The following is a 20,069-nucleotide window of genomic DNA, read 5'->3' as shown; positions in this document are numbered from 1 at the left end:
ACTTTTCGGCTGGGGTGCTTCGGGTACCATGTCGGCCATGACAGGACTTCACGATCTCTTCCCTTCGTGGCCGCCGGAACCTGGTGGCCTGTTCTGGATCGGGCTGGCGCTGGTCGGCGCGGCGCTGTGTGGCGAGTTCGCCCGCGTGGCGCTCAAGCTGCCACGCATCGTCGGTTATGCGTTGGCGGGGCTGGTGGCCGGTGTGCTCGGCCGCCCGCTGATCGACGCCGACATGCTCGACCAGACCCAAATCCTCATTGAGATGGCGCTGGCGCTGGCGCTGTTCGAACTGGGGCATCGGCTCTCGTTCGAGTGGCTGCGGGCCAATCGCTGGCTGCTGCTCACCAGTGGGTTCGAGAGCCTGCTGACCTGGGGCCTGGTGACCTGGGTGCTGCAGGTGTTTGGCGTGGCGGCGCCGGTGGCGGTGGCCGCGGGCGCCATCGCGGTGGCTACGTCCCCCACGGTGCTGCTGCAGCTCAAGAACGAGTTGCGCGCGGAAGGCCAGGTGACGGAGCGGCTGCTTTCGCTGGGCGCGCTCAACAGCATCTATGCGAGCGTGCTGGCGCCTCTTACGGCCGGCTGGCTGCACAGCGAATACGGCCACTGGGCCGCCGCCCTGATCCACCCGCTGTATTTGCTGGCAGGCTCCGTGCTTCTGGCCTGGGTGGTCGGCAAGGTGGGCCATGCGCTGTACCACCGCATGGCGGGTGATGATCACTACGCGTTCCTGGTGCTGGTGGGCCTGGTGCTGTTTGCACTGGCGATGGCCAAGCTGCTCAAACTGTCGGTGCCGCTCACGCTGCTGCTGGCGGGCGTGGTGTTCAAGCACCAGGACGACCACCCGCGCGTGTGGCCGTCGCACTTCGGCAGCGCGGGCAGCATCCTGATCGTGGTGATGATCGTGTCACTCGGCCTGCCGCTGCGGGCGTCGGACTGGATGATCGGCGGTGTGGCGGCGGTGGCGCTGGTGCTGTCGCGCTTCATTGCCAAACTGGCGGCCACGACGGCGCTGGGCTCGTTCACGGGCCTGTCGATGCGGCAGAGCGTGGCCCTGGGCCTGGCGCTCGGGCCGATGTCGGGATTGTCATGGTTGCTGATGCACGATACGGCAGCGCTGTATCCACAGACCGGCGGTCCGCTGGCGGCCATCATCCTGTGCACGCTGGCGATCCAGCAAATTGCTGCGCCCATCCTGACCGCGCGTTCGCTGCGCTGGGCCGGTGAGGTGCGCCAAGACGAAGGGAGGCACTAAGCCCCATGTCCCTCGAACCGTTCTCGAAATCCGAAGCCCTCACGTTTGGCGTCGAGCTGGAGCTGCAGCTCGTCAATCGCCACGACTACGACCTCGCCTCCGCGTCGCCAGACTTGCTGCGCATGCTCAAAGGCAAGGAGTACCCCGGCGACATCAAGCCGGAGATCACCGATTCGATGATCGAAATCTCCACCGGCATCTGCCACAGCCACGATGAGGCGTTGTGGCAACTGCGCGAGATGCGCGACCGCATGGCCGATGCCGCCACGGCGCTGAACATCGGCATCTGCGGCGGCGGCACGCATCCGTTCCAGCAGTGGAGCCAGCGGCAGATTTCGCAGTCGCCGCGCTATCAGTACATCTCGGATCTGTACGGTTATCTGGCCAAGCAGTTCACCGTGTTCGGCCAGCACGTGCACATTGGCTGCCCGAATCCCGACGACGCGCTGTACCTGCTGCACGCCATGTCGCGCTACGTGCCGCACTTCATTGCGCTGGCCGCGTCGTCGCCGTTCGTGCAGGGGGTGGATACCGGGTTTGCCTCGGCACGCATGAATTCGGTCAGCGCCTTCCCGATGTCGGGCCGCGCGCCGTTCGTGCTCACGTGGGATGCCTTCATTGCGTACTTCAACAAGATGCACGCCACCGGCGTGATCGAAAGCATGAAGGACTTCTACTGGGACATCCGCCCCAAGCCCGAATTCGGCACGATCGAAGTGCGCGTGATGGACACCCCGCTCACCGTTGAGCGCGCCGCCGCCATCGCCGCCTACATCCAGGCGCTGGGCCGCTGGCTGCTGCTCGATCGCCCGTTCACGCCGGTGGAAGACGATTACCTCGTCTACACGTTCAACCGATTCCAAGCGTGCCGCTTCGGGCTGGCGGGCGAATACGTCGACCCCGCCACCGGCAGCCGTGGCGCGCTGGCCGATCACATTCTGGAGACGAGCAAGGTGCTCTCGACGCACGCCGAGGCGCTGTCGTCCGAAGGCGCGCTCGACATGGTGCGCGAGGTGGTGGAGGCGCGCGATGCGGATGCCGAGTGGATCCGCGCGGCGCAGCGCGAAACCCGCAACCTGCACGAGACCGTACGACGCGGTTGCGGGCGATGGACGCAGGCTGCTACGCAGCCTGCATAAGGCATCGGCGGAACGGTCAGTCGTTGCCGACCGTGCCCGGTGCTTCGAGCATGCGCTGCATGAAGACGAGGTCGAGCCACTGGCCGCGCTTGATGGCCGCCTCGGGCATGCGGCCCACCTCTTTGAAGCCGAGCTTTTCGTGCATGCGGATCGAGCCCGCGTTGGCACCGTCGATGGCGCCGACCATCACATGCTTGCCGATCGCCGCGGCGCGTTCGCACAGCGCTTCGGTCAGCAGGCTGCCAAGACCCTTGCCGCGCCAGTCGCGGTGAATGTGCACCGAGTGTTCGACCGTGGTCCGAAAGCCCGGATACGGTCGGAAATCCCCAAACGACGCAAAGCCTGCGACCTGCCCATCCTCCTCAGCCACCAGTACCGGATAACCCTGCGTGGCGCGCAGGGCCAGCCACGCGGTGCGGTCTTCCAGCGTGGCCAGGGCTTCGGTGTAGACCGCGTTGGAGGTGGCGATCACATCGTTGTAGATGGCGAGGATGGCCGGCAGATCGGCTTGCGTAGCGTCGCGGAGCAGCATGGTGAGGCGTTGGAACGTTAGTGTGTCGGGCGCACCGCCAGCACGCGGCGCGCGAACGCCCAGCATACCAAGGCGAACACGATCAGCCCAAGCCATTGCGCCGTGCCTTCAAACGACGCGCCCACAATCGCCAGCGGCGCATCGCTGCTCGTGCTGCCAATGATGGCCGCCATCACCACGCCGACCAGGCTCTCGCCCACGATCAGGCCCGAAGCCAGCAGCACGCCGTGGCGGTTCGGCACCTCGGCATAACGCTCGACCGGCACGCCTGCAGCTTGTGCGCGCTTGGCAAGCATCTTCTCGATGACCCACGCCAGCACCGCGCCGGTCACCAGCACCGTACTGATGGTCGGCGGCAGATAGATGCCGATGCCCACGGCCAGCACGGGCAGCCGTGCCACGCCGCCGCGGCGCTTCAATACCCAGTCGATGGCGATGAGGATGGCACCGATCACGATGCCCGCAATCACCATGTTCCACTCCAGCTTGTGCGTGAAGATGCCGGTGGCAATCGCCGTCATGAGCGTGGCTTGCGGTGCGGACAGCGCCTGGGCCGCATCCATGCCGGCGCGCGGCAGCGCACCCGGGAAGCCGTATGCGTTGTAGAGCAGCTCCAGCACCGGCGAGATGACCGCTGCCCCCGCCACGCAGCCGATCAGCAGCGCCACCTGCTGGCGCCACGGCGTAGCCCCGACCAGCCAGCCGGTCTTCAGATCCTGCAGGTTGTCGTTGGAGATGGTCGCCACGGCCACCACGGCCGACGTCGTGAAGATCGCCAGCGCGATGCCCAGCTTGCTCGCTTCCGGCGAACCCATCAGGCCATTGTTCGCGCCAATGGCCAACAACAGCAGCGACACCAAGGTGATGGCGATGATGCCGATGCCCGAAATCGGGCTCGACGACGAGCCGATCAGCCCGGCCATATAGCCGCACGCCGCTGCCACCAGGAAGCCGAACACCACCGCGAAGATCACCGCGCAGGTGATCAGCGTCCAGCGTGAGCCGGCCGACAGCATGGTCGGCGCGAGGAACGCTGCGAAGGTGATCACCAGCACCACCACCATCGCCAGCGTGACGAGCAGAATCCAGCGCGGCGCCATGTCCTGGTCGGTACGCTGTTTGGCGTCGCCTTGCGGGCGCAGGCTGCCGAACGAGCGCTTCACGCCCTGCACCACGGGGCCGATCAGCGTGCCCAGTGTCCACACCGCCGCCACGGCGATCACGCCCGCGCCAATGAAGCGCACCTGCGTGCGCCACACATCGGTGCCGAATGCGGCGAGCGCCTTGCCCGCCGGCATCGGCGTGATGGAAGTCAGGTAGGGCACCGCGATGCCCCAAGCGATGATCAGGCCCACCAGCATTGCCAGCCCGGCCACCAGGCCGATCAGGTAACCCGCGCCGAGCAGCGCCGTTGAAAAGCCCAACGGCAATCGCACCACCGATGCGCCGGCCGCGAACCACCAGCTCGCGCCTTCGCCCAGCACGCGCAGGCCGCTGGTTGCAAACGCCACGATGGCCGCGACGATGCCGCCCGCGGCGAGATCGCGCATGCCGGTGGCGGCGGGCACGGCATCGTCATCGGTGTCTGCACCGTCCGCCGAGTGGCCGCTGCCCACGCGCAGGATTTCCGCCGCAGCCACGCCTTCGGGGTAGGGCAGATCACTCTGCACCACCATCGCGTGGCGCAGCGGGATCGTGAACACCACGCCCAGCATGCCGCCGGCCATGCACACGCCGAACGTTTGCCAGAACGGAAAACCTTGCCAGTGCCCGATCATCACCAGGCCCGGCAGGATGAAGATGATCGAAGACAGCGTCCCGGCCGCAGACGCTTGCGTCTGCACCATGTTGTTCTCGAGGATGTTCGTGCCGCCGAGCATGCGCAGCACCGCCATCGAGATCACCGCTGCGGGAATCGCCGAAGAAAATGTCAGGCCCACTTTCAGGCCGAGGTACACGTTGGATGCGGTGAAGATCACGGTGATGATGGCACCGAGGATCATGCCGCGCAGCGTCAGCTCCGGCAGGGTCGCTGCCGGAATGTGCTTGGGAGGATGGAGAGGTTGCATCCTGCGGGGCTCCTAAAGGGTTCTTGTGGCGCGGATTATAGGAGGGGAGGGATGGGGTGGTTTGTTGGTTTTTTTTGTGCCTCCTCTAATTTTTTGCTTGTGGTGCATCCCCCGTTTCATCCCCTGCCGGGGCTGACTCACTTTCTTTGGTCTTGCCCAAAGAAAGTAAGCAAAGAAATGCGCGCCCGAGATGGCGACTTCCCCTTGGATTTGTGTCGCGGGGAGGGAAGGGAGGCAAACTCGCTACGCTCAGACAAGCCTCCCTTCTTTATCCTCCCCGCAACAAAAATCCAAGGCGCCATCAAGGGCAGGAACGTCAAAGGACAAAAGACAAAGGCCAACCCATCGCGAGGTTGGCCTTGTCGTTTGCGCTGGCGCTTCGAGGGTTTGGCTTTTGACTTTCAGGCCCTATGCGGCGCCTTGAATTTCTGTTGCAAGGAGGAAAAAGAGGGGAGGCTTGTCTGAGCGCAGCGAGTTTGCTTCCCCTCCCTCCTTGCGACAGAAATTCAAGGAGTGGGTCGCCGCATCGGGCGCGCCTTTCTTTGCTTACTTTCTTTGGCAAGACAAAGAAAGTGAGTCAGCCCCGGCAGGGGATGAAACAAGGGATGCACCAACAACACAAATCCAGAAGCTCAGCACTCCACGATATTGACAGCCAACCCACCCCGCGCTGTCTCCTTGTACTTCGTCTTCATATCCGCCCCCGTCTCCCGCATCGTCTTGATGACGGAGTCGAGCGACACATAGTGCGTGCCATCCCCGCGCAACGCCATGCGCGCCGCATTCACGGCCTTCACCGACGCCATCGCATTACGCTCAATACACGGAATCTGCACCAGCCCGCCCACCGGGTCACACGTCAGGCCAAGGTTGTGCTCCATACCGATCTCGGCCGCGTTCTCGACTTGCTCGGGCGTGCCGCCTTGCACGGCAGCCAGCGCACCGGCGGCCATCGAACATGCGACACCCACTTCGCCCTGACAGCCGACTTCCGCGCCGGAGATGGAAGCATTCATCTTGTACAACATGCCGATCGCACCGGCGGTGAGCAGGAAATCCACCACGCCGCTGTCGTTCGCACCGGGCACGAAGCGGTCGTAGTAATGCAGCACTGCCGGGATGATGCCCGCCGCGCCGTTGGTCGGCGCTGTAACCACGCGCCCGCCCGCTGCGTTCTCTTCGTTCACGGCAATCGCATACAGGTTCACCCAGTCGATCACCGACAGCGGGTCGGACAGCGTGCGCTCGGCTTGCACCGTGAGTCGTGAATACAACTCAGCGGCGCGGCGACGCACATGGAACGGGCCCGGCAGTTCACCCTCGGTGCGGCAGCCGCGCGCCACGCACGCCTGCATCACGTGCCAGATGTTGAGCAGGCCCGCGCGCACTTCGGCTTCGGTGCGCCAGACCAGCTCGTTCTCCAACATCAGGCGGGCGATGGATTTGCCGGTCGATTCGCACATCGCCAGCAGTTCCTTGCCGCTGCGGAACGGGTGCGGCAACTGGTCATGCGCGGACAGCACCTGCGTATTCGGTGCCCCGGCCGTGACGACAAAGCCGCCACCGACCGACAGGTAGCGCGCCTCGCGCAGCCGCTCGCCCGCTGCGTCGAAGGCGTGGAACTTCATCCCGTTCGGGTGCTCGGCCATCGCTTCGCGGCGGTAGAAGGCGATGTGCTCCTTCTCGGTAAAGCGCACGGCATGGCGGCCCAGCAGCGACAGGGACTGCGATTTACGCAACTCGGCCAGCTTGGCTTCGATCGTGTCGGGGTCGATGGTGTCCGGTGCCTCGCCCATCAGGCCGAGGATCACGCCGCGATCGGTGCCGTGGCCCTTGCCGGTTGCGCCGAGCGAGCCGTACAGCTCCACGCGCACACTGGCCACTTGCGGCATCAGCCCATCAGTTTCGAGCGCCGTGGCGAACATCAGCGCGGCGCGCATCGGGCCGACGGTGTGTGAGCTGGACGGGCCAATGCCGATCTTGAAGAGGTCGAAAACGGAAACAGCCATGGGGTAGGCCTCCGGGGGCGCGTGGGGATAAAGCGCGCGAGTCGGGTCGTGGCCGCCCGCGCACGGGTTGTTCAGATGCAAACGGCCGCCCCGGGGTACGAGGCGGCCGTCAAGACGCTTGGCGCGGTTTGGCGCCAGGGTCGCCTTTAGTCTTGCGCGTACTCGCTCATCGGCACGCAGGCGCAGAACAGGTTGCGATCGCCGTACACGTTGTCCGCACGGCCAACCGGCGGCCAGTACTTCTGCTTGCGCAGCGACGCCACCGGGTAGGCAGCCTGCTCACGCGTGTACTTGTGCTGCCAGTCGTCAGCCATCACCACGGCAGCGGTGTGCGGCGCGTGCTTGAGCGGGTTGTCTTCGCGGTCGAATTCGCCCGAGATCACCTTGTCCACTTCGCTACGGATGGCGATCATCGCGTCGATGAAGCGGTCGAGTTCCACCTTCGGCTCGCTCTCGGTCGGCTCGATCATCAGCGTGCCGGGCACCGGGAAGCTCATCGTTGGGGCGTGGAAGCCAAAGTCCATCAGGCGCTTGGCGATGTCTTCGTTGCTGATGCCCGATTCCTTCTGCAGCGGGCGGATGTCGAGAATGCACTCGTGCGCGACCAGATCGTGCGCGCCCGTGTACAGCACCGGGTAGTACGGCGCCAGACGCTTGGCCACGTAGTTGGCCGACAGGATGGCCGTCTCGGTAGCAGCGGTCAGGCCCGCCGCGCCCATCATGGCGATGTACATCCACGAGATCGGCAGGATCGACGCCGAACCGAATGCCGCCGCCGACACATTGCCGATGTTCCGGCTGGCGTCTTCACCCGACGCCGCGCGCCCCGGGAGGAACGGGGCGAGATGCGCGCCCACGGCCACCGGACCGACGCCCGGGCCGCCACCGCCGTGCGGAATGCAGAACGTCTTGTGCAGGTTTAGGTGCGAGACGTCGCCGCCGAAGTGGCCCGGCGCAGCGGTGCCGACCATCGCATTCATGTTGGCGCCGTCCACATACACTTGGCCGCCGTGGCTGTGCACGATCTCGCAGACGCGCTTCACGCCTTCCTCGAACACGCCGTGCGTGGACGGGTAGGTGATCATGATTGCCGCGAGGTTCTTGCTGTGCTCGGCGGCCTTCTTTTCCAGATCCGCCAGATCGACGTTGCCGCGCTCATCGCACGCCACGACGACGACCTGCATGCCGGCCATCTGCGCCGATGCCGGGTTCGTGCCGTGCGCCGACGACGGGATCAGGCACACGTTGCGGTGGCCCTCACCACGGCTGGCGTGGTACGCGTGGATGATCAGCAGGCCAGCGTATTCGCCCTGCGAGCCGGCGTTCGGCTGCAGGCTCACGGCGGCGTAGCCGGTGGCGGCGCACAGCATTTGTTCGAGCTGGTCGATCATCTCGCGGTAGCCCACGGTCTGGTCGGCCGGTGCGAACGGGTGGATGTTCGAGAACTCGGGCCACGTCACCGGCAGCATTTCGGCGGTGGCGTTGAGCTTCATCGTGCACGAGCCCAGCGGGATCATCGTGCGGTCCAGCGCCAGGTCCTTGTCGGCCAGGCTGCGCAGGTAGCGCAGCATTTCGTGCTCGGAGTGGTGGGCGTTGAACACCGGGTGCGTCAGGTACGCGCTCTGGCGGACGAGCGATGCCGGGTAGGCATCGGCCACGCTGGCTTCGGTCTTGTCGAAGTCCGGCGCCGCAGCGTGGGCGGCGTGCGCGAAGATGTCCCACAGCGCGACCACGTCGGCGCGCGTAACGGTCTCGTCCAGCGAGATGCCCAGGCGTGCATCATCGATCTGGCGCAGGTTGATGCCGTGCGCCTGCGCAGCGATGTGCAGGTTGGCGGTGCGCGGGCCGGTGGCGATCGTCAGCGTGTCGAAGAAGGCGTCGGCTTCCAGCGTGTAGCCGATCGCGCGCAGGCCGGCGGCCAGCGTGGCGGTCAGACGGTGCACGCGCTGGGCGATGCGCTTGAGGCCCTGCGGGCCGTGGTAGACGGCGTACATCGACGCCATCACACCCAGCAGCACCTGCGCGGTGCAGATGTTCGAGGTGGCCTTCTCGCGGCGGATGTGTTGCTCGCGCGTCTGCAGCGCGAGGCGATACGCCGAGTTGCCCTGCGCATCGATCGTCACGCCGACGAGGCGACCCGGCATCGAACGCTTGAACGCATCGCGCACAGCCATGTAACCAGCGTGCGGGCCACCAAAACCGAACGGCACGCCAAAGCGCTGCGTGTTGCCGATCACCACGTCGGCACCCCATTCGCCCGGCGCGGCCAGCAGCGTGAGCGCCAGCAGGTCCGCAGCGGCGACAACCAGGCCGCCGGCCGCGTGCACGGCGTCGGTCAGCGCTTGATACGTTGCCAGATCCCCCAGCAGTGCACCGTTGGCGCCCGGGTATTGCAGCAGCACGCCGAAGGCATCGTGCTTGGCAGCATCAGCGGCTGGGCCCGTCACCACTTGTACGCCGATCGGCTCGGCGCGCGTGCGGACCACTTCCAGCGTTTGCGGCAGCACGTCGTCGGCCACGAAGAACACCGTCGACTTCGACTTGCCGATGCGCTGCAGCAGCGTCATCGCTTCCGCCGCAGCGGTGGCTTCGTCGAGCATCGACGCGTTGGCGATGTCCATGGCCGTCAGGTCGATCACCATCTGCTGGAAGTTCAGCATCGCTTCCAGGCGGCCCTGCGAGATCTCGGGCTGATACGGCGTGTAGGCCGTGTACCAGGCCGGGTTCTCCAGGATGTTGCGCAGGATGACGCCCGGCGTGTGCGTGCCGTAGTAGCCCTGACCGATCAGGCTCTTGGCCACGCGGTTCTGCCCGGCGATGCCGCGCAGCTTGGCCAGTGCCGCTTCTTCGGTCAGCGGCTGGGTGAATTCGCCCAGCGGCATGCCGTCCTGGCGGCGGATGGCGGCGGGGATCACGGCGTCGATCAGCGCGGCGCGGCTGGCGTAGCCGAGCGCGCTGAGCATGGAAGCCTGCTCGTCGGCCGACGGGCCGATGTGGCGGTGCGAGAAGGCGTCGCGCGCCTCCAGGTCAGCCAAAGAGGGGCGTTCGGCAGACAGCGCCGAGGAAGCGGGGTGCGGAGCGTTCATGGCAAGGGCTCGAATCAAACAGAAAAAGCCGATGCGCAGGTGAGGCGCATCGGCTTGAGGTGTGGCTTAGCCTTTCGTGGCAGCGTACTGCTCGGCCGACATCAGGGCGTTCACGTCGTCGGCGTTGGTCGGCTTGATCTTGAACAGCCACGCCGCGTAGGCATCGGCGTTGACGGATTCGGGCGCGCTGCCAGCATCCTCATTCTTGGCGACGATCTCGCCCGACACCGGTGCGTAAATGTCCGAAGCGGCCTTCACCGATTCCACCACGGCGATCGCTTCATCCTTGGACACGGCGCGGCCGGCTTCCGGCAGATCCAGAAAGACGATGTCGCCGAGCGCATCTTGCGCGAAGTCGGTGATGCCGATGGTCAGCGTGCCGTCGGCTTCAACGCGGACCCACTCGTCGTGTTCGGTGTACTTCAGATCAGCAGGAAAGTTGCTCATGAAAGGGTTCTCCGGAAGATTGGAATGATTGGAATTCGGGGGGGTCAGCTGACCAGCGCCTTGCCATTGCGCACGAACGGCAGTTTAACCACAGTCGCGGTCAACTTGCGGTCGCGGATCTCGACCTGCACGTCGGTGCCGACTGCCACATCCTTGGGCAGGCGCGCCAGCGCGATGGACAGCGACAGGCTCGGGCTGAACGTGCCGCTGGTGATCTCGCCGTCACCGGAAGCGGTGATGACCTTCTGGTGGGCGCGCAGCACGCCGCCCTTGTCGCGCAGGATCAGGCCGACGAACTGCTCGCGCTGGCCGCCGGCCTGCAGCGCCGCCTTGCCGGTGAAGTCGCGTTCGCTTTGCAGGTCGACCGTCCAGGCGAGGCCCGCGTCGAGCGGCGAGACCTGCTCGTCCATGTCCTGGCCGTAGAGGTTCATGCCGGCTTCCAGGCGCAGCGTATCGCGCGCGCCGAGGCCGGCCGGGCGCACGCCGGCTTGCAGCAGGCGTTCCCACACGCCGGCGATCTGCGCGGCGGGCACCACCAGTTCGAAGCCGTCTTCACCGGTGTAGCCGGTGCGCGCGACCATGATCTCGCCCACGTTTTCCACGGTGACGAAGCCTGCATTGAACGGCTTGAGCGCCTCGCCCACGGCTTGCGTGCCGGGCAGCGCGGCGTAGGTCTTGGCGCGGGCGTTCGGGCCTTGCACCGCGAGGATGCCCAGCGGCTCGGCGCCCGCGTTGTTGTCCGAGCGGCGCGGGGTGATGGTCACGCCCGTGCCGGCCGCTTCGTTCTGCGCGACGATCCACTCGAGGTCGGTCGGTGCGGTGCCGGCGTTGACCACCAGGCGGAACCAGTCTTCACGGAAGAAGTAGACGATCAGGTCGTCGATCACGCCGCCCTTGGGGTTGAGCATGCAGCTGTAGAGCGCCTTGCCCGGGGTCTGCAGCTTGTCGACGTTGTTGGCGAGCAGCCCACGCAGGAAATCGCGCACACGCGCGCCGGTGAGGTCGACCACGCACATGTGCGAGACGTCGAAGATGCCGGCGTCTTGGCGCACGGCGTGGTGTTCTTCGATCTGGGAGCCGTAGTTGACGGGCATGTCCCAGCCGCCAAAGTCGACCATGCGGGCGCCCAGCGAGCGGTGGATGGCATTGAGCGGCGTGTGTTGGAGCGTCATGGAATCTCTCGGCTGAGTGCGCCGCCGGTGGCCTGAGCGCGGCGCATGGATCGGGACCAGAAAAGCAAAAAGGCCACCCGCGCAGCCTGATGCCCCATGGTGACGCCATGAAGAATCAAGCTACGCGGATGGCCCCTCTGTCCTTGGTACCTGAGAGATTGCGAAGCGGTGCGCATAGCGGTGCGCGCCGTTCGTGAGCCCCTTCGGTGGGCGCCCGCAGTGGTCGTGCGGCGCCAGCTCTCCAGAGTGCGGTCAGACGCATGTCTGGCCGATCCACCCGGTCCTGGATGCCTGAGAGTTTTCGGGTGCTACCCCTTCGGCGGTGCCTTGCCGTGTGCGGCGGGCACGCTCTCCCGGATGGATGGGCGGAATGTACGGAAGGGGGCTGGGATTGTCAATCAGGACTAATGGATGGCGCTTTTTGGCAGGTATGCCGCAAAAAAATCGGCCACACCCGACGAGGCCCGGCATAACGCCATGCCTCTGGGTGTGGCCCAGGTGTACAGAAGCGGGTTGTTGGAAGCCGGTGATCAGTTGCCGATCTGGCGGCTCACCTTGTTTTCCTGCTGGTTCAGGGTGCGCTGTTCCTGCTTGGTAATGTGGCCGCCATTCTGGGCTGCCATGTCGCGTTCTTCCTGGCGGATCTGACGGTCTTCTTTGTGCAGCGCCTTGGCCTGGCCCTTGGTGATCTCGCCTTCCTTCACTTCGTTGTGGATGCGCTTGTTCTGGTTGGCGAGGCGGTGGTTCACTTCGGCGCGGCGCGGGTGATCCTTCTGCCATTGCGTCTGGGCAAAGGCGCCGGTGGTGGCGGACAGGGCGACGGCGCTAACGGCCAGGATCTTGACGAGGCGGTTCATGGTGTCTCTCCGGTGCGCGGCTGACCGATTCAGCCGCTGTCCCGTCTATAACGAGCCGGATTGCCGGCGCGCTTACGGCCGTCGTGTAACCGCGGGTAAGCCGTGTAACGCGTCCGGGGCAAAGCGGGGGGAGCAAACGAGTGCGGTCATCCTGGACTTTGATGCCTAAAGAGAAACGGACGCGCCCGTGAGGTGCGCGCCCGTCCGCTTTCAGCCAGTCAACGCTGCGAACTTACCAGCCGTAGCCTGCGCCCACGCCGACGTTGTACTCGCTGCCGCCCGCGGTCGAGCCGCCGATCGTGACCGTCGCGCGCGCGCCGACCTTGCGCTGGTAGCCGATCGCCAGGGCGGTCTGGCCGCGGTACAGACCCGTACCGATGGCCATGCGGTTGTCGGTCTGCAGACCAGCCGCGCTCGCCATCATCGTGGACATGGCCGCGCTCATGGCGCCTACGCGGTTGACCTTGCTGTCGATCTGGCCGACTTGGTTTTGCAGGTTGCCGACGCTGTTTTGCACGCCTGCAATTTCGCGATCCATTTGTGCCTTGTTCACCGCATCGGTGGGGTTCATGCCTTCCGCGACGTTGGTAATGGCGCGTTCGTTGCCAACGGAGCCGACGGACACCGTGTTGGCCGTATCCGCGATCGAGCCGGCACCCAAGGCGACGCTGTTCGCTGCGTTTGCCTGGGCATTGGCACCCGTCGCAGTGGAGTTTTGGCCCTTGGCAACCGCGTTGGCGCCTGATGCCGTGGCGTAGGCACCCGATGCTACGGCTTGCTCCTTCTGGCCGGGATTGCCGTTGTTTGCACCGCTACCGGAGAACTTGTCGTTGGCAGCGCCACCGCCGCCGACGCTGCTGCCGATGGTGCCTTCCAGGGTGAAAACGCGGTTATCCAACTTCGAGAGTGCATCGCCCACATTGGTCGACTGGTCGCCATTGCGGAAGGTGTAGGTCGGGCCGGTCCACACACCATTGTTGAACCCAGCACCACCGCCCAACGCGCTGCCCACGCCATTGAGCTGGCTGAAGTTGACGGCGTCGTTGGCATTCACGCCATTGGCGATGTTCGACAGCTTGACCGGTGCCGTTGCCGGAACCATGGCGCCCGTGCCGTCGTCCTTCAGGCCACCCAGCGTAACGCTGTCCTTCTTATCGCTGTCGTATGTCACAGCATTGGCCAATTTGCCATCATTGCCCACCAGGCCTGCGTCTTTGAGTTGCTTGACGTTCACGGCGTCGGTGTCGTCCGTGCCGGCCGCCACGTTCTTGATCTGCACGGGGCCCGTGCCAGTCGCCGGGTTCGTGAGGGTGATGGTGTTGCCGGCAGCGTCGTACTGGACGGAGTTGTTCGCCTTGGTGGCGGCCTGTTCAGCCGCGCTCTTGACGTCGAACAGTTGGCCACCGTTGACGGCGTCCTTGCTGTCCTTGGCCACATCGCCCTTGGCAACGTTATGGAGGGCGACGCCATCCGTGCTGCTGCCGCTGTCGAGCGTGACGGAGTTCAGCTTGGCACCCGTGGCGTCGGTGTCGTACTTGACAGCCAGTCCATCCAGCTTGCCGATCGTCTCGGCATTGCTGACGATGTTGTTGTTCAAGCTTGTCAGCGCATCGCCCACATTGTGGAACGTGTCTTTGCCCGAGATGGGGTCGGGGCTCAGCACGTAGGTCGGCGAGGTCATCTTGCCGTCCGCACCGATGGTCGAGCCGCCACCCAATGCATCCGACACGGCTGTGGCATTGGCTGCGTTGAGGGCATTGGCGGCGCTGAGCTGACCGAAGTTGACGGCGTCAGTGCTGTCCGTGCCGGCCGCCACGTTCTTGATCTGGACGGGGCCCGTGCCAGTCGCCGGATTCGCGAGGGTGATGGTGTTGCCGGCAGCGTCGTATTGGACGGAGTTGTTCGCCACCGCTTTTACCGCGTTGACCTGGCCGACATTGGCGGCATCGGTATCGGCCGTGCCGGCGGCGACATTCGTGATCTGGCGCTCCTTGCCAGCCGAGCCTACCGACACCGTGGATGCGCGGTCGGCCATCGAGCCAGCGCCCAGTGCGACGGAGTTTTCTGCCGCGTCAGAAACGAAGCTGTTTGCACCGATGGCAACGGCATCCTTGGCACCGATTTCGGCACCCGTACCGATGGCGACGGTCGATGCAAAGTTGGTCGAGGCGAATTGGCCAATGGCCACAGCCCCTGCGGCACCCGCCCCAGCGTTGTTGCCCACGGCCACGCTGCCGCCGCCGCTCGCACCAGCTCCCGCGCCGAGTGCGGTGGAAGCCTTGCCGATTGCCTGGCTGCTTCCCCCCACTGCAAGTGCATCGCCGCCTGTTGCCGACGCCGGGGTGGTCTGGTCGACAGCGTTGTATGCAACATATTTGCCGGCGGCACCCGTGGCCCGCTCCAATTGACCGAGGTTGACGGCATCGGTTGCGTTTTCACCGTCGGCCACGTTGGTCAGCTTGCGGTTGATGGTGGCACCCGTCGTGGCATCCTTGCCCGCGAAATTCACTGCGGCACCATCCGTATCTTTCGCCACGGTGATGTCCGCACCGGGCGCAGCTTGCTGAACCATACCGGCCGTGCCGTTGGTGATGTTGGTGATGTTGGTGGTGTTGTTGGCGATGCCAGCAGCGTTGCTTTTGATGCGGTTGTTCAGGTTGCCAAGAGCGCCGCCAACGTTGCTATACGATTGCGTGCCATCTGGATTAACAGGCGTCGTCAGGTCTGAGGGATCTGTATCCAATTTGTACGTTGGTGCGGTACTCAAGCGCCCGTCTACTGGATTAATCGAAGCGCCCCCCCCAAAGAAATCAGCTATTGCACCTGTGGCGCGCGCGAGCTGTCGATAGCTAACGGCGTCAGTATTAGCGGTGCCGTCAGAAATCCCCGTCAATTTGCGAGTTCCAGAACCTGTTGGCGAAAAATCAACGACGTTCCCGCCGGTATTGCCACCAATCTCGATGTTATTCGAAAACGGATCTTGCACCACGAGTTGAGCCGCCGCGCTAGGTGCCAAAATCGTCGCCACACCGGCAACCAACACCGTGCTGACCGCCCGCACCACTGCACGTCCCTTCCCACGCCCACGTGCAATTTCCGAAACCGCCATCCATACACCGCTCGCCTTGTTGAAGACGACCCGATACGCTTTGTTCATGTCCATCACCCCTGCGGATATCAAATTGGAATTCGGTGCCAATTCAAATGCATGATTGGCGGTGGCGGAGTCTGGACAAATCGCGCGAGGAGTTCCGTGGAGTTGCGTGCAAATCGCAATGAATGATGGAAACCAAAAAATCAGAAAGCTCTGATGCCGTGGGTGGCGGATGCGTGTCGGCGACGTTGTAAGCCACGTGTGCCGCAACGCATCAGGCAGGCGCGAGGCGACACAATAAATTCCAAAAATCCGTCAATTCAGGTTTCTCCATTTGACGGAAGTCAACCAACCCCTTTCTGCTTTGAGCCAAGCGCTGCTGTGTGGTCGGTCAATCAGTTTAGGCGCCTATCAGGGGGAAATATTCGGCATAAAACAGGGAGAACCGACCTCGCGATCGGCTCGGAATCACCAAGAAAATGCCGATCCGGATCGAGCTGGACGCAGGCGGTGAGCGACGCCACCCCCGCGTGCTACCATCGCCCTCCGCTGTGCCTTCCCGCCTGATGTTTCCTGCCTGTCCCCCATGTCTTCTGGTCTCGCCCACGGGCTCAATGCTGCCCAATCCGAAGGTGTGCACTTCCTTGATGGCCCGTGCCTGGTGCTGGCCGGGGCGGGGTCGGGCAAGACGCGCGTGATCACGCAGAAGATCGCGCACCTGATCCTGGACAAGGGCTTCGAGCCCAAGCACATCGCCGCGGTCACCTTCACCAACAAGGCGGCCAAGGAAATGCAGGAGCGCGTGGCCAAGCTGATGGAAGGCAAGACGCGCGAAGACGGCAAGCGCATCCCCATCAAGCAGCTGACGGTGTGCACGTTCCACTCGCTGGGCGTGCAGATTCTGCGGGCCGAGGCCGAGCACGTGGGCCTCAAGCCGCGCTTTTCGATCATGGATTCGGACGATTGCTTCGGCATGATCCAGGAGCAGCTGGCAACCACCGATAAGCAACTGATCCGCCGCGTGCAGAGCACGATCTCGCTGTGGAAGAACGGCCTCGTCGATCCGGAAACGGCGATTGCCGAGGCGCTGGCCAACAACAACGTCGATGATCACCAGGCCGCGCTGGTCTACCGCAACTACGTCGCCACGCTGCACGCGTATCAGGCGGTGGACTTCGACGATCTGATCCGCCTGCCCGCCGAGCTGTTCGCGCGCAATGAGGAAGTGCGCCTGAAGTGGCAGAACCGCCTGCGCTACTTCCTCGTCGACGAATACCAAGACACCAACGCCTGCCAGTACCAGTTGCTCAAGCTGCTGGCGGGCGGCTCGCACCTGCGTGCGCCGGCCTTCACGGCGGTGGGCGACGACGACCAGGCCATCTACGGCTGGCGCGGCGCCACGCTCGACAACCTCAAGCTGCTGCAGACGGATTTCCCGAACCTGAAGGTGATCAAGCTGGAGCAGAACTACCGCTCCACGGTGCGCATCCTGAATGCCGCCAACGCGGTGATCGCCCAGAACCCGAAGCTGTTCGAGAAGACGCTGTGGAGCGAGCACGGCATGGGCGATGCCATCAACGTGACCAGCGCCAACGACGAAGAGCACGAAGCCGAGAGCGTCGTCTTCAAGCTCTCCGCGCACAAGTTTGAGCGCCGCGCCCAGTTCCGGGATTACGCGATCCTGTATCGCGGCAATTTCCAGGCGCGGCTGTTCGAGCAGATTCTGCGGCGCGAGCGCATCCCCTATGTGCTCTCGGGCGGGCAGAGCTTTTTCGACAAGGCCGAGATCAAGGATCTGTGCGCGTACCTGCGCCTGATCGCCAACGCGGATGACGACCCTGCCTTCATCCGCGCCATCACCACGCCCAAGCGCGGCGTGGGCAATGCGACGCTGGAAGTGCTGGGCGCCTTCGCCGGGCAGGCCAAGGTGTCATTGTTCGAGGCGGCGATGATGGGCGGCATCGAGGCGCAACTCGCGGCGCGCCAGCTGGAGCCGTTGCGCGTGTTCTGCGAATTCATCGTGCGGCTGTCGGACCGCGCTGCGAAGGAGCCAGCCGCCACGCTGCTCGACGAGATGATGGAAGGCATCCACTACGAGGCCTACCTGTACGACACCTACGACGAGCGCCAGGCCCAGAACAAGTGGACCAACGTGCTGGAGTTTCTCGACTGGCTCAAGCGCAAGGGCACCAAGCCGGAGAAAGACGACGCTGAAGAGGCCACCGGCTTCGACAACGCGGATGGGTTGATGGACACCGGCAAGAATCTGCTCGAACTCACGCAGACCATCGCGCTGATCAGCATGCTCGAAGGCAAGGAAGAGGACCCGGACGCGGTGCGGCTCTCAACGCTGCATGCGAGCAAGGGGCTGGAGTATCCGCACGTGTTCCTGGTGGGCGTGGAGGAGGGCATCCTCCCGCACTGCCGTGAAGACGATGACCTGACCGACGAGAAGATCGAGGAAGAGCGGCGGTTGATGTATGTGGGGATTACGCGGGCGCAGCGCAGCCTGCATATCAGTTGGTGCAAGAAGCGCAAGCGGGCGCGGGAAACGGTTGTGTGTGAGCCTTCGCGGTATATCGCTGAGATGAAGCTTGGTGATGATGCTGGGCCGACGCCCGAGGACTCGATGCCGGCGATGTCGCCTAAGGATCGGCTTGGTGCGCTGAAGGGGTTGTTGTCGGCTAAGAAGCCTGTGGTTTCCTGATGGTTTTTGGGCTTGTGGTCCGCCTCCCTTTCGTTCCCTGCCGGGACCGACTCACTTTTCTTTGTCTTGCCAAAGAAAAGTAAGCAAAAGAAAGGCGCGCCCGAGATGGCGACCCATCCCTTGAATTTTCGTAACCGGGCGGAGATGGGGAAAACTCGCTGCGCTCAGACAGTTCCCCATCTTTTTTCCGCCCGGTTACGAAAATTCAAGGCGCCATCAAGGGCTCAACGTCAAAAGACAAAAACAAAGGCCAACCCATCGCGAGGTTGGCCTTGTCGTTTGGGCTCGCGCACCAAGGGTTTGGTTTTGGCCTTTGACTTTCAGGCCCTATGCGGCGCCTTGAATTTCTGTTGCAAGGAGGAAAAAGAGGGGAGGCTGTCTGAGCGAAGCGAGTTTGCCTCCCCTCCCTCCTTGCGACAGAAATTCAAGGAGTGGGTCGCCGCATCGGGCGCGCCTTTCTTTGCTTACTTTCTTTGGCAAGACAAAGAAAGTGAGTCAGCCCCGGCAGGGGATGAAACAAGGGATGCACCACCAACATAAAAACCCTAATTCCCAACCCCCTGGATGTAATTCAGATCCACAAACTCACTCCCGCGATTCCCGCGCGTGAAGTCCAAAGTAAAGCCACCAACATCCACCCGAGCCTGCAGCGCCCGCCGCAGTTCAGCCCCCGCCACCTTCCCCCCGGCCGCATTCATCGCCTGAATCAGATACGTCGCGGCGATATACCCCGACAACGTCGCAGCAGAAGGCGGCTCATCGAGAAATTGCTTCATGCGCGCCATGTGCTCACGCGCGACCTTGGTGTTGCCGCTGGCCGCATTGGGCACCGTCTGCGCGAGCAGCATCCCGCCGCTGTAGCCGCTGCCAAGAATCTCCCTGGCCACCAGCGGGTTCACTGACGACAGCCCGACCAGAAAGCCATACCACCCCTGCTGCGCGAGCGCGCGTCCAACACCGGCGTAGGTGAGGGTGTCGCCGGCCACGATGACGGCCGTGGGCTTGGTGGGCGCAATGCGTGCGGCCAGTTCACCCGGTTCGCCGGTGAGGGTGTAGAGATCCAGCACCTCGGCAGCCTCGCCCTTGGCCGGTGCCGTGCCAGCCAGCGCGCTTCGCAGGCGCGCGCCGAGCTGCGGGTCGAAGCCCGAGGCGGTGACCAGCGCAATGCGCCGCATGCCGAACTGCCGCAGCCGGTTGTGCGCGGCGATGATCTCGTGGTCGTAGTCGGGGCGGATGAAGAGCACGTTGTCGGACGCTGACGTGGCGCCCGAGAGCGGCGCAAGCAGCGGCACATTGCGCCGCGTGATTTCCGGTGACGCGGCCAGCGCGGGCAGCAGGCGCTCGCTCACGCCGAACAGCACTTCCACGCGGTCGCGCTCAATCATGTCCACGGCCTGCGGCACGGCCTCGTTCTGCGCGGCTTCGCGCCGCACGAGGCTGATGCGCCGGCCCTTGATGCCGCCGCCCTGGTTGGCGGCATCGAACGCGACCTTGGCGCCGGCCATGAAATCACGCGCGTAGTCGGCCTGCGCGCCGCCGCGTTCGACCAGTTGCCCGACCACGAACGGCGCGTTGCCCTGTGCCTGGGCCGCCAGCGTCACGGCGGCGGCCGCACAGGCCAGCGCATGGGCGCTGCGGCGTGCCAGTGTCTGCCACATGGTGCTTCCCCCAAAAGACGAGTCGACGGCGTGCGTTGTGGTGTTGT

At 64.5% G+C, this 20,069-nt stretch carries 12 protein-coding genes, 1 pseudogene and 2 riboswitches; of the genes and pseudogenes, 3 read left to right on the top strand and 10 right to left on the bottom strand.

The annotated features are described in order from the left end of the window. Positions 1–28: 28 nt before the first annotated feature. Together NG900_RS21575 and NG900_RS21570 are read left to right on the top strand one after the other, a co-directional pair. Positions 29–1,252, top strand: a complete 1,224-nt coding sequence (locus tag NG900_RS21575) for a cation:proton antiporter (RefSeq protein ID WP_252683545.1) — start codon at positions 29–31, stop codon at positions 1,250–1,252. A 5-nt stretch (positions 1,253–1,257) separates the two neighbouring features. Beyond that, a complete protein-coding gene (locus NG900_RS21570; RefSeq protein ID WP_252683544.1) occupies positions 1,258–2,391 on the top strand; it encodes a YbdK family carboxylate-amine ligase in 1,134 nt (377 codons plus the stop codon). Between the two features lie 16 nt (positions 2,392–2,407). Here the strand turns inward: NG900_RS21570 and NG900_RS21565 are convergent, their stop codons facing one another. From NG900_RS21565 to NG900_RS26770, 9 genes and pseudogenes are all read right to left on the bottom strand, one after another. Then, positions 2,408–2,923: a GNAT family N-acetyltransferase gene (locus NG900_RS21565; protein ID WP_252683542.1), complete on the bottom strand. Its 516-nt coding sequence runs from the start codon at positions 2,921–2,923 to the stop codon at positions 2,408–2,410. 17 nt (positions 2,924–2,940) lie between these two features. After that, positions 2,941–4,992 carry an OPT family oligopeptide transporter gene (locus tag NG900_RS21560; RefSeq protein ID WP_252683540.1) on the bottom strand — a complete coding sequence of 684 codons (2,052 nt, stop codon included), beginning with the start codon at positions 4,990–4,992 and terminating at the stop codon, positions 2,941–2,943. Positions 4,993–5,624: 632 nt separating this feature from the next. Then, positions 5,625–7,001 carry an L-serine ammonia-lyase gene (locus tag NG900_RS21555; protein WP_252683538.1) on the bottom strand — a complete coding sequence of 459 codons (1,377 nt, stop codon included), beginning with the start codon at positions 6,999–7,001 and terminating at the stop codon, positions 5,625–5,627. Between the two features lie 146 nt (positions 7,002–7,147). Beyond that, positions 7,148–10,087, bottom strand: coding sequence for an aminomethyl-transferring glycine dehydrogenase (gcvP, locus tag NG900_RS21550; protein WP_252683536.1), 2,940 nt, complete (start codon positions 10,085–10,087; stop codon positions 7,148–7,150). Between the two features lie 66 nt (positions 10,088–10,153). Continuing rightward, the gene (gcvH, locus tag NG900_RS21545; protein WP_252683534.1) at positions 10,154–10,534 is read right to left on the bottom strand and encodes a glycine cleavage system protein GcvH; all 381 of its coding nucleotides are present in this window, start codon (positions 10,532–10,534) and stop codon (positions 10,154–10,156) included. A gap of 44 nt (positions 10,535–10,578) precedes the next feature. Continuing rightward, positions 10,579–11,706 (bottom strand): glycine cleavage system aminomethyltransferase GcvT, encoded by a 1,128-nt coding sequence (gene gcvT, locus NG900_RS21540; protein WP_252683532.1) that lies wholly within the window; start codon positions 11,704–11,706, stop codon positions 10,579–10,581. 127 nt (positions 11,707–11,833) lie between these two features. After that, positions 11,834–11,961: riboswitch (glycine riboswitch) on the bottom strand. Positions 11,962–11,974: 13 nt separating this feature from the next. Then, positions 11,975–12,072, bottom strand: a riboswitch (glycine riboswitch). A 164-nt stretch (positions 12,073–12,236) separates the two neighbouring features. Further along, positions 12,237–12,563, bottom strand: a complete 327-nt coding sequence (locus tag NG900_RS21535) for a hypothetical protein (protein ID WP_252683530.1) — start codon at positions 12,561–12,563, stop codon at positions 12,237–12,239. 232 nt (positions 12,564–12,795) lie between these two features. Next, a complete protein-coding gene (locus NG900_RS21530; RefSeq protein ID WP_252683528.1) occupies positions 12,796–15,306 on the bottom strand; it encodes a YadA family autotransporter adhesin in 2,511 nt (836 codons plus the stop codon). 78 nt (positions 15,307–15,384) lie between these two features. Continuing rightward, positions 15,385–15,720 (bottom strand): annotated as a pseudogene (locus tag NG900_RS26770) (ESPR domain-containing protein); the annotation flags it as partial. A 523-nt stretch (positions 15,721–16,243) separates the two neighbouring features. On the opposite strand from NG900_RS26770, the gene NG900_RS21525 reads away from it, so the two are divergent. After that, complete coding sequence (locus NG900_RS21525; protein WP_252683527.1) at positions 16,244–18,364, top strand: UvrD-helicase domain-containing protein; 2,121 nt, start codon at positions 16,244–16,246, stop codon at positions 18,362–18,364. Between the two features lie 545 nt (positions 18,365–18,909). Here NG900_RS21525 and NG900_RS21520 read toward each other — a convergent pair. After that, positions 18,910–20,022 (bottom strand): ABC transporter substrate-binding protein, encoded by a 1,113-nt coding sequence (locus NG900_RS21520; protein ID WP_252683525.1) that lies wholly within the window; start codon positions 20,020–20,022, stop codon positions 18,910–18,912. Between the last annotated feature and the right edge of the window lie 47 nt (positions 20,023–20,069).

The sequence above is a fragment of the Ralstonia soli genome, from assembly GCF_023955655.1.
Taxonomy (GTDB): Bacteria; Pseudomonadota; Gammaproteobacteria; order Burkholderiales; family Burkholderiaceae; genus Ralstonia; species Ralstonia soli.
This window is presented reverse-complemented; position numbering and strand designations above follow the sequence as displayed.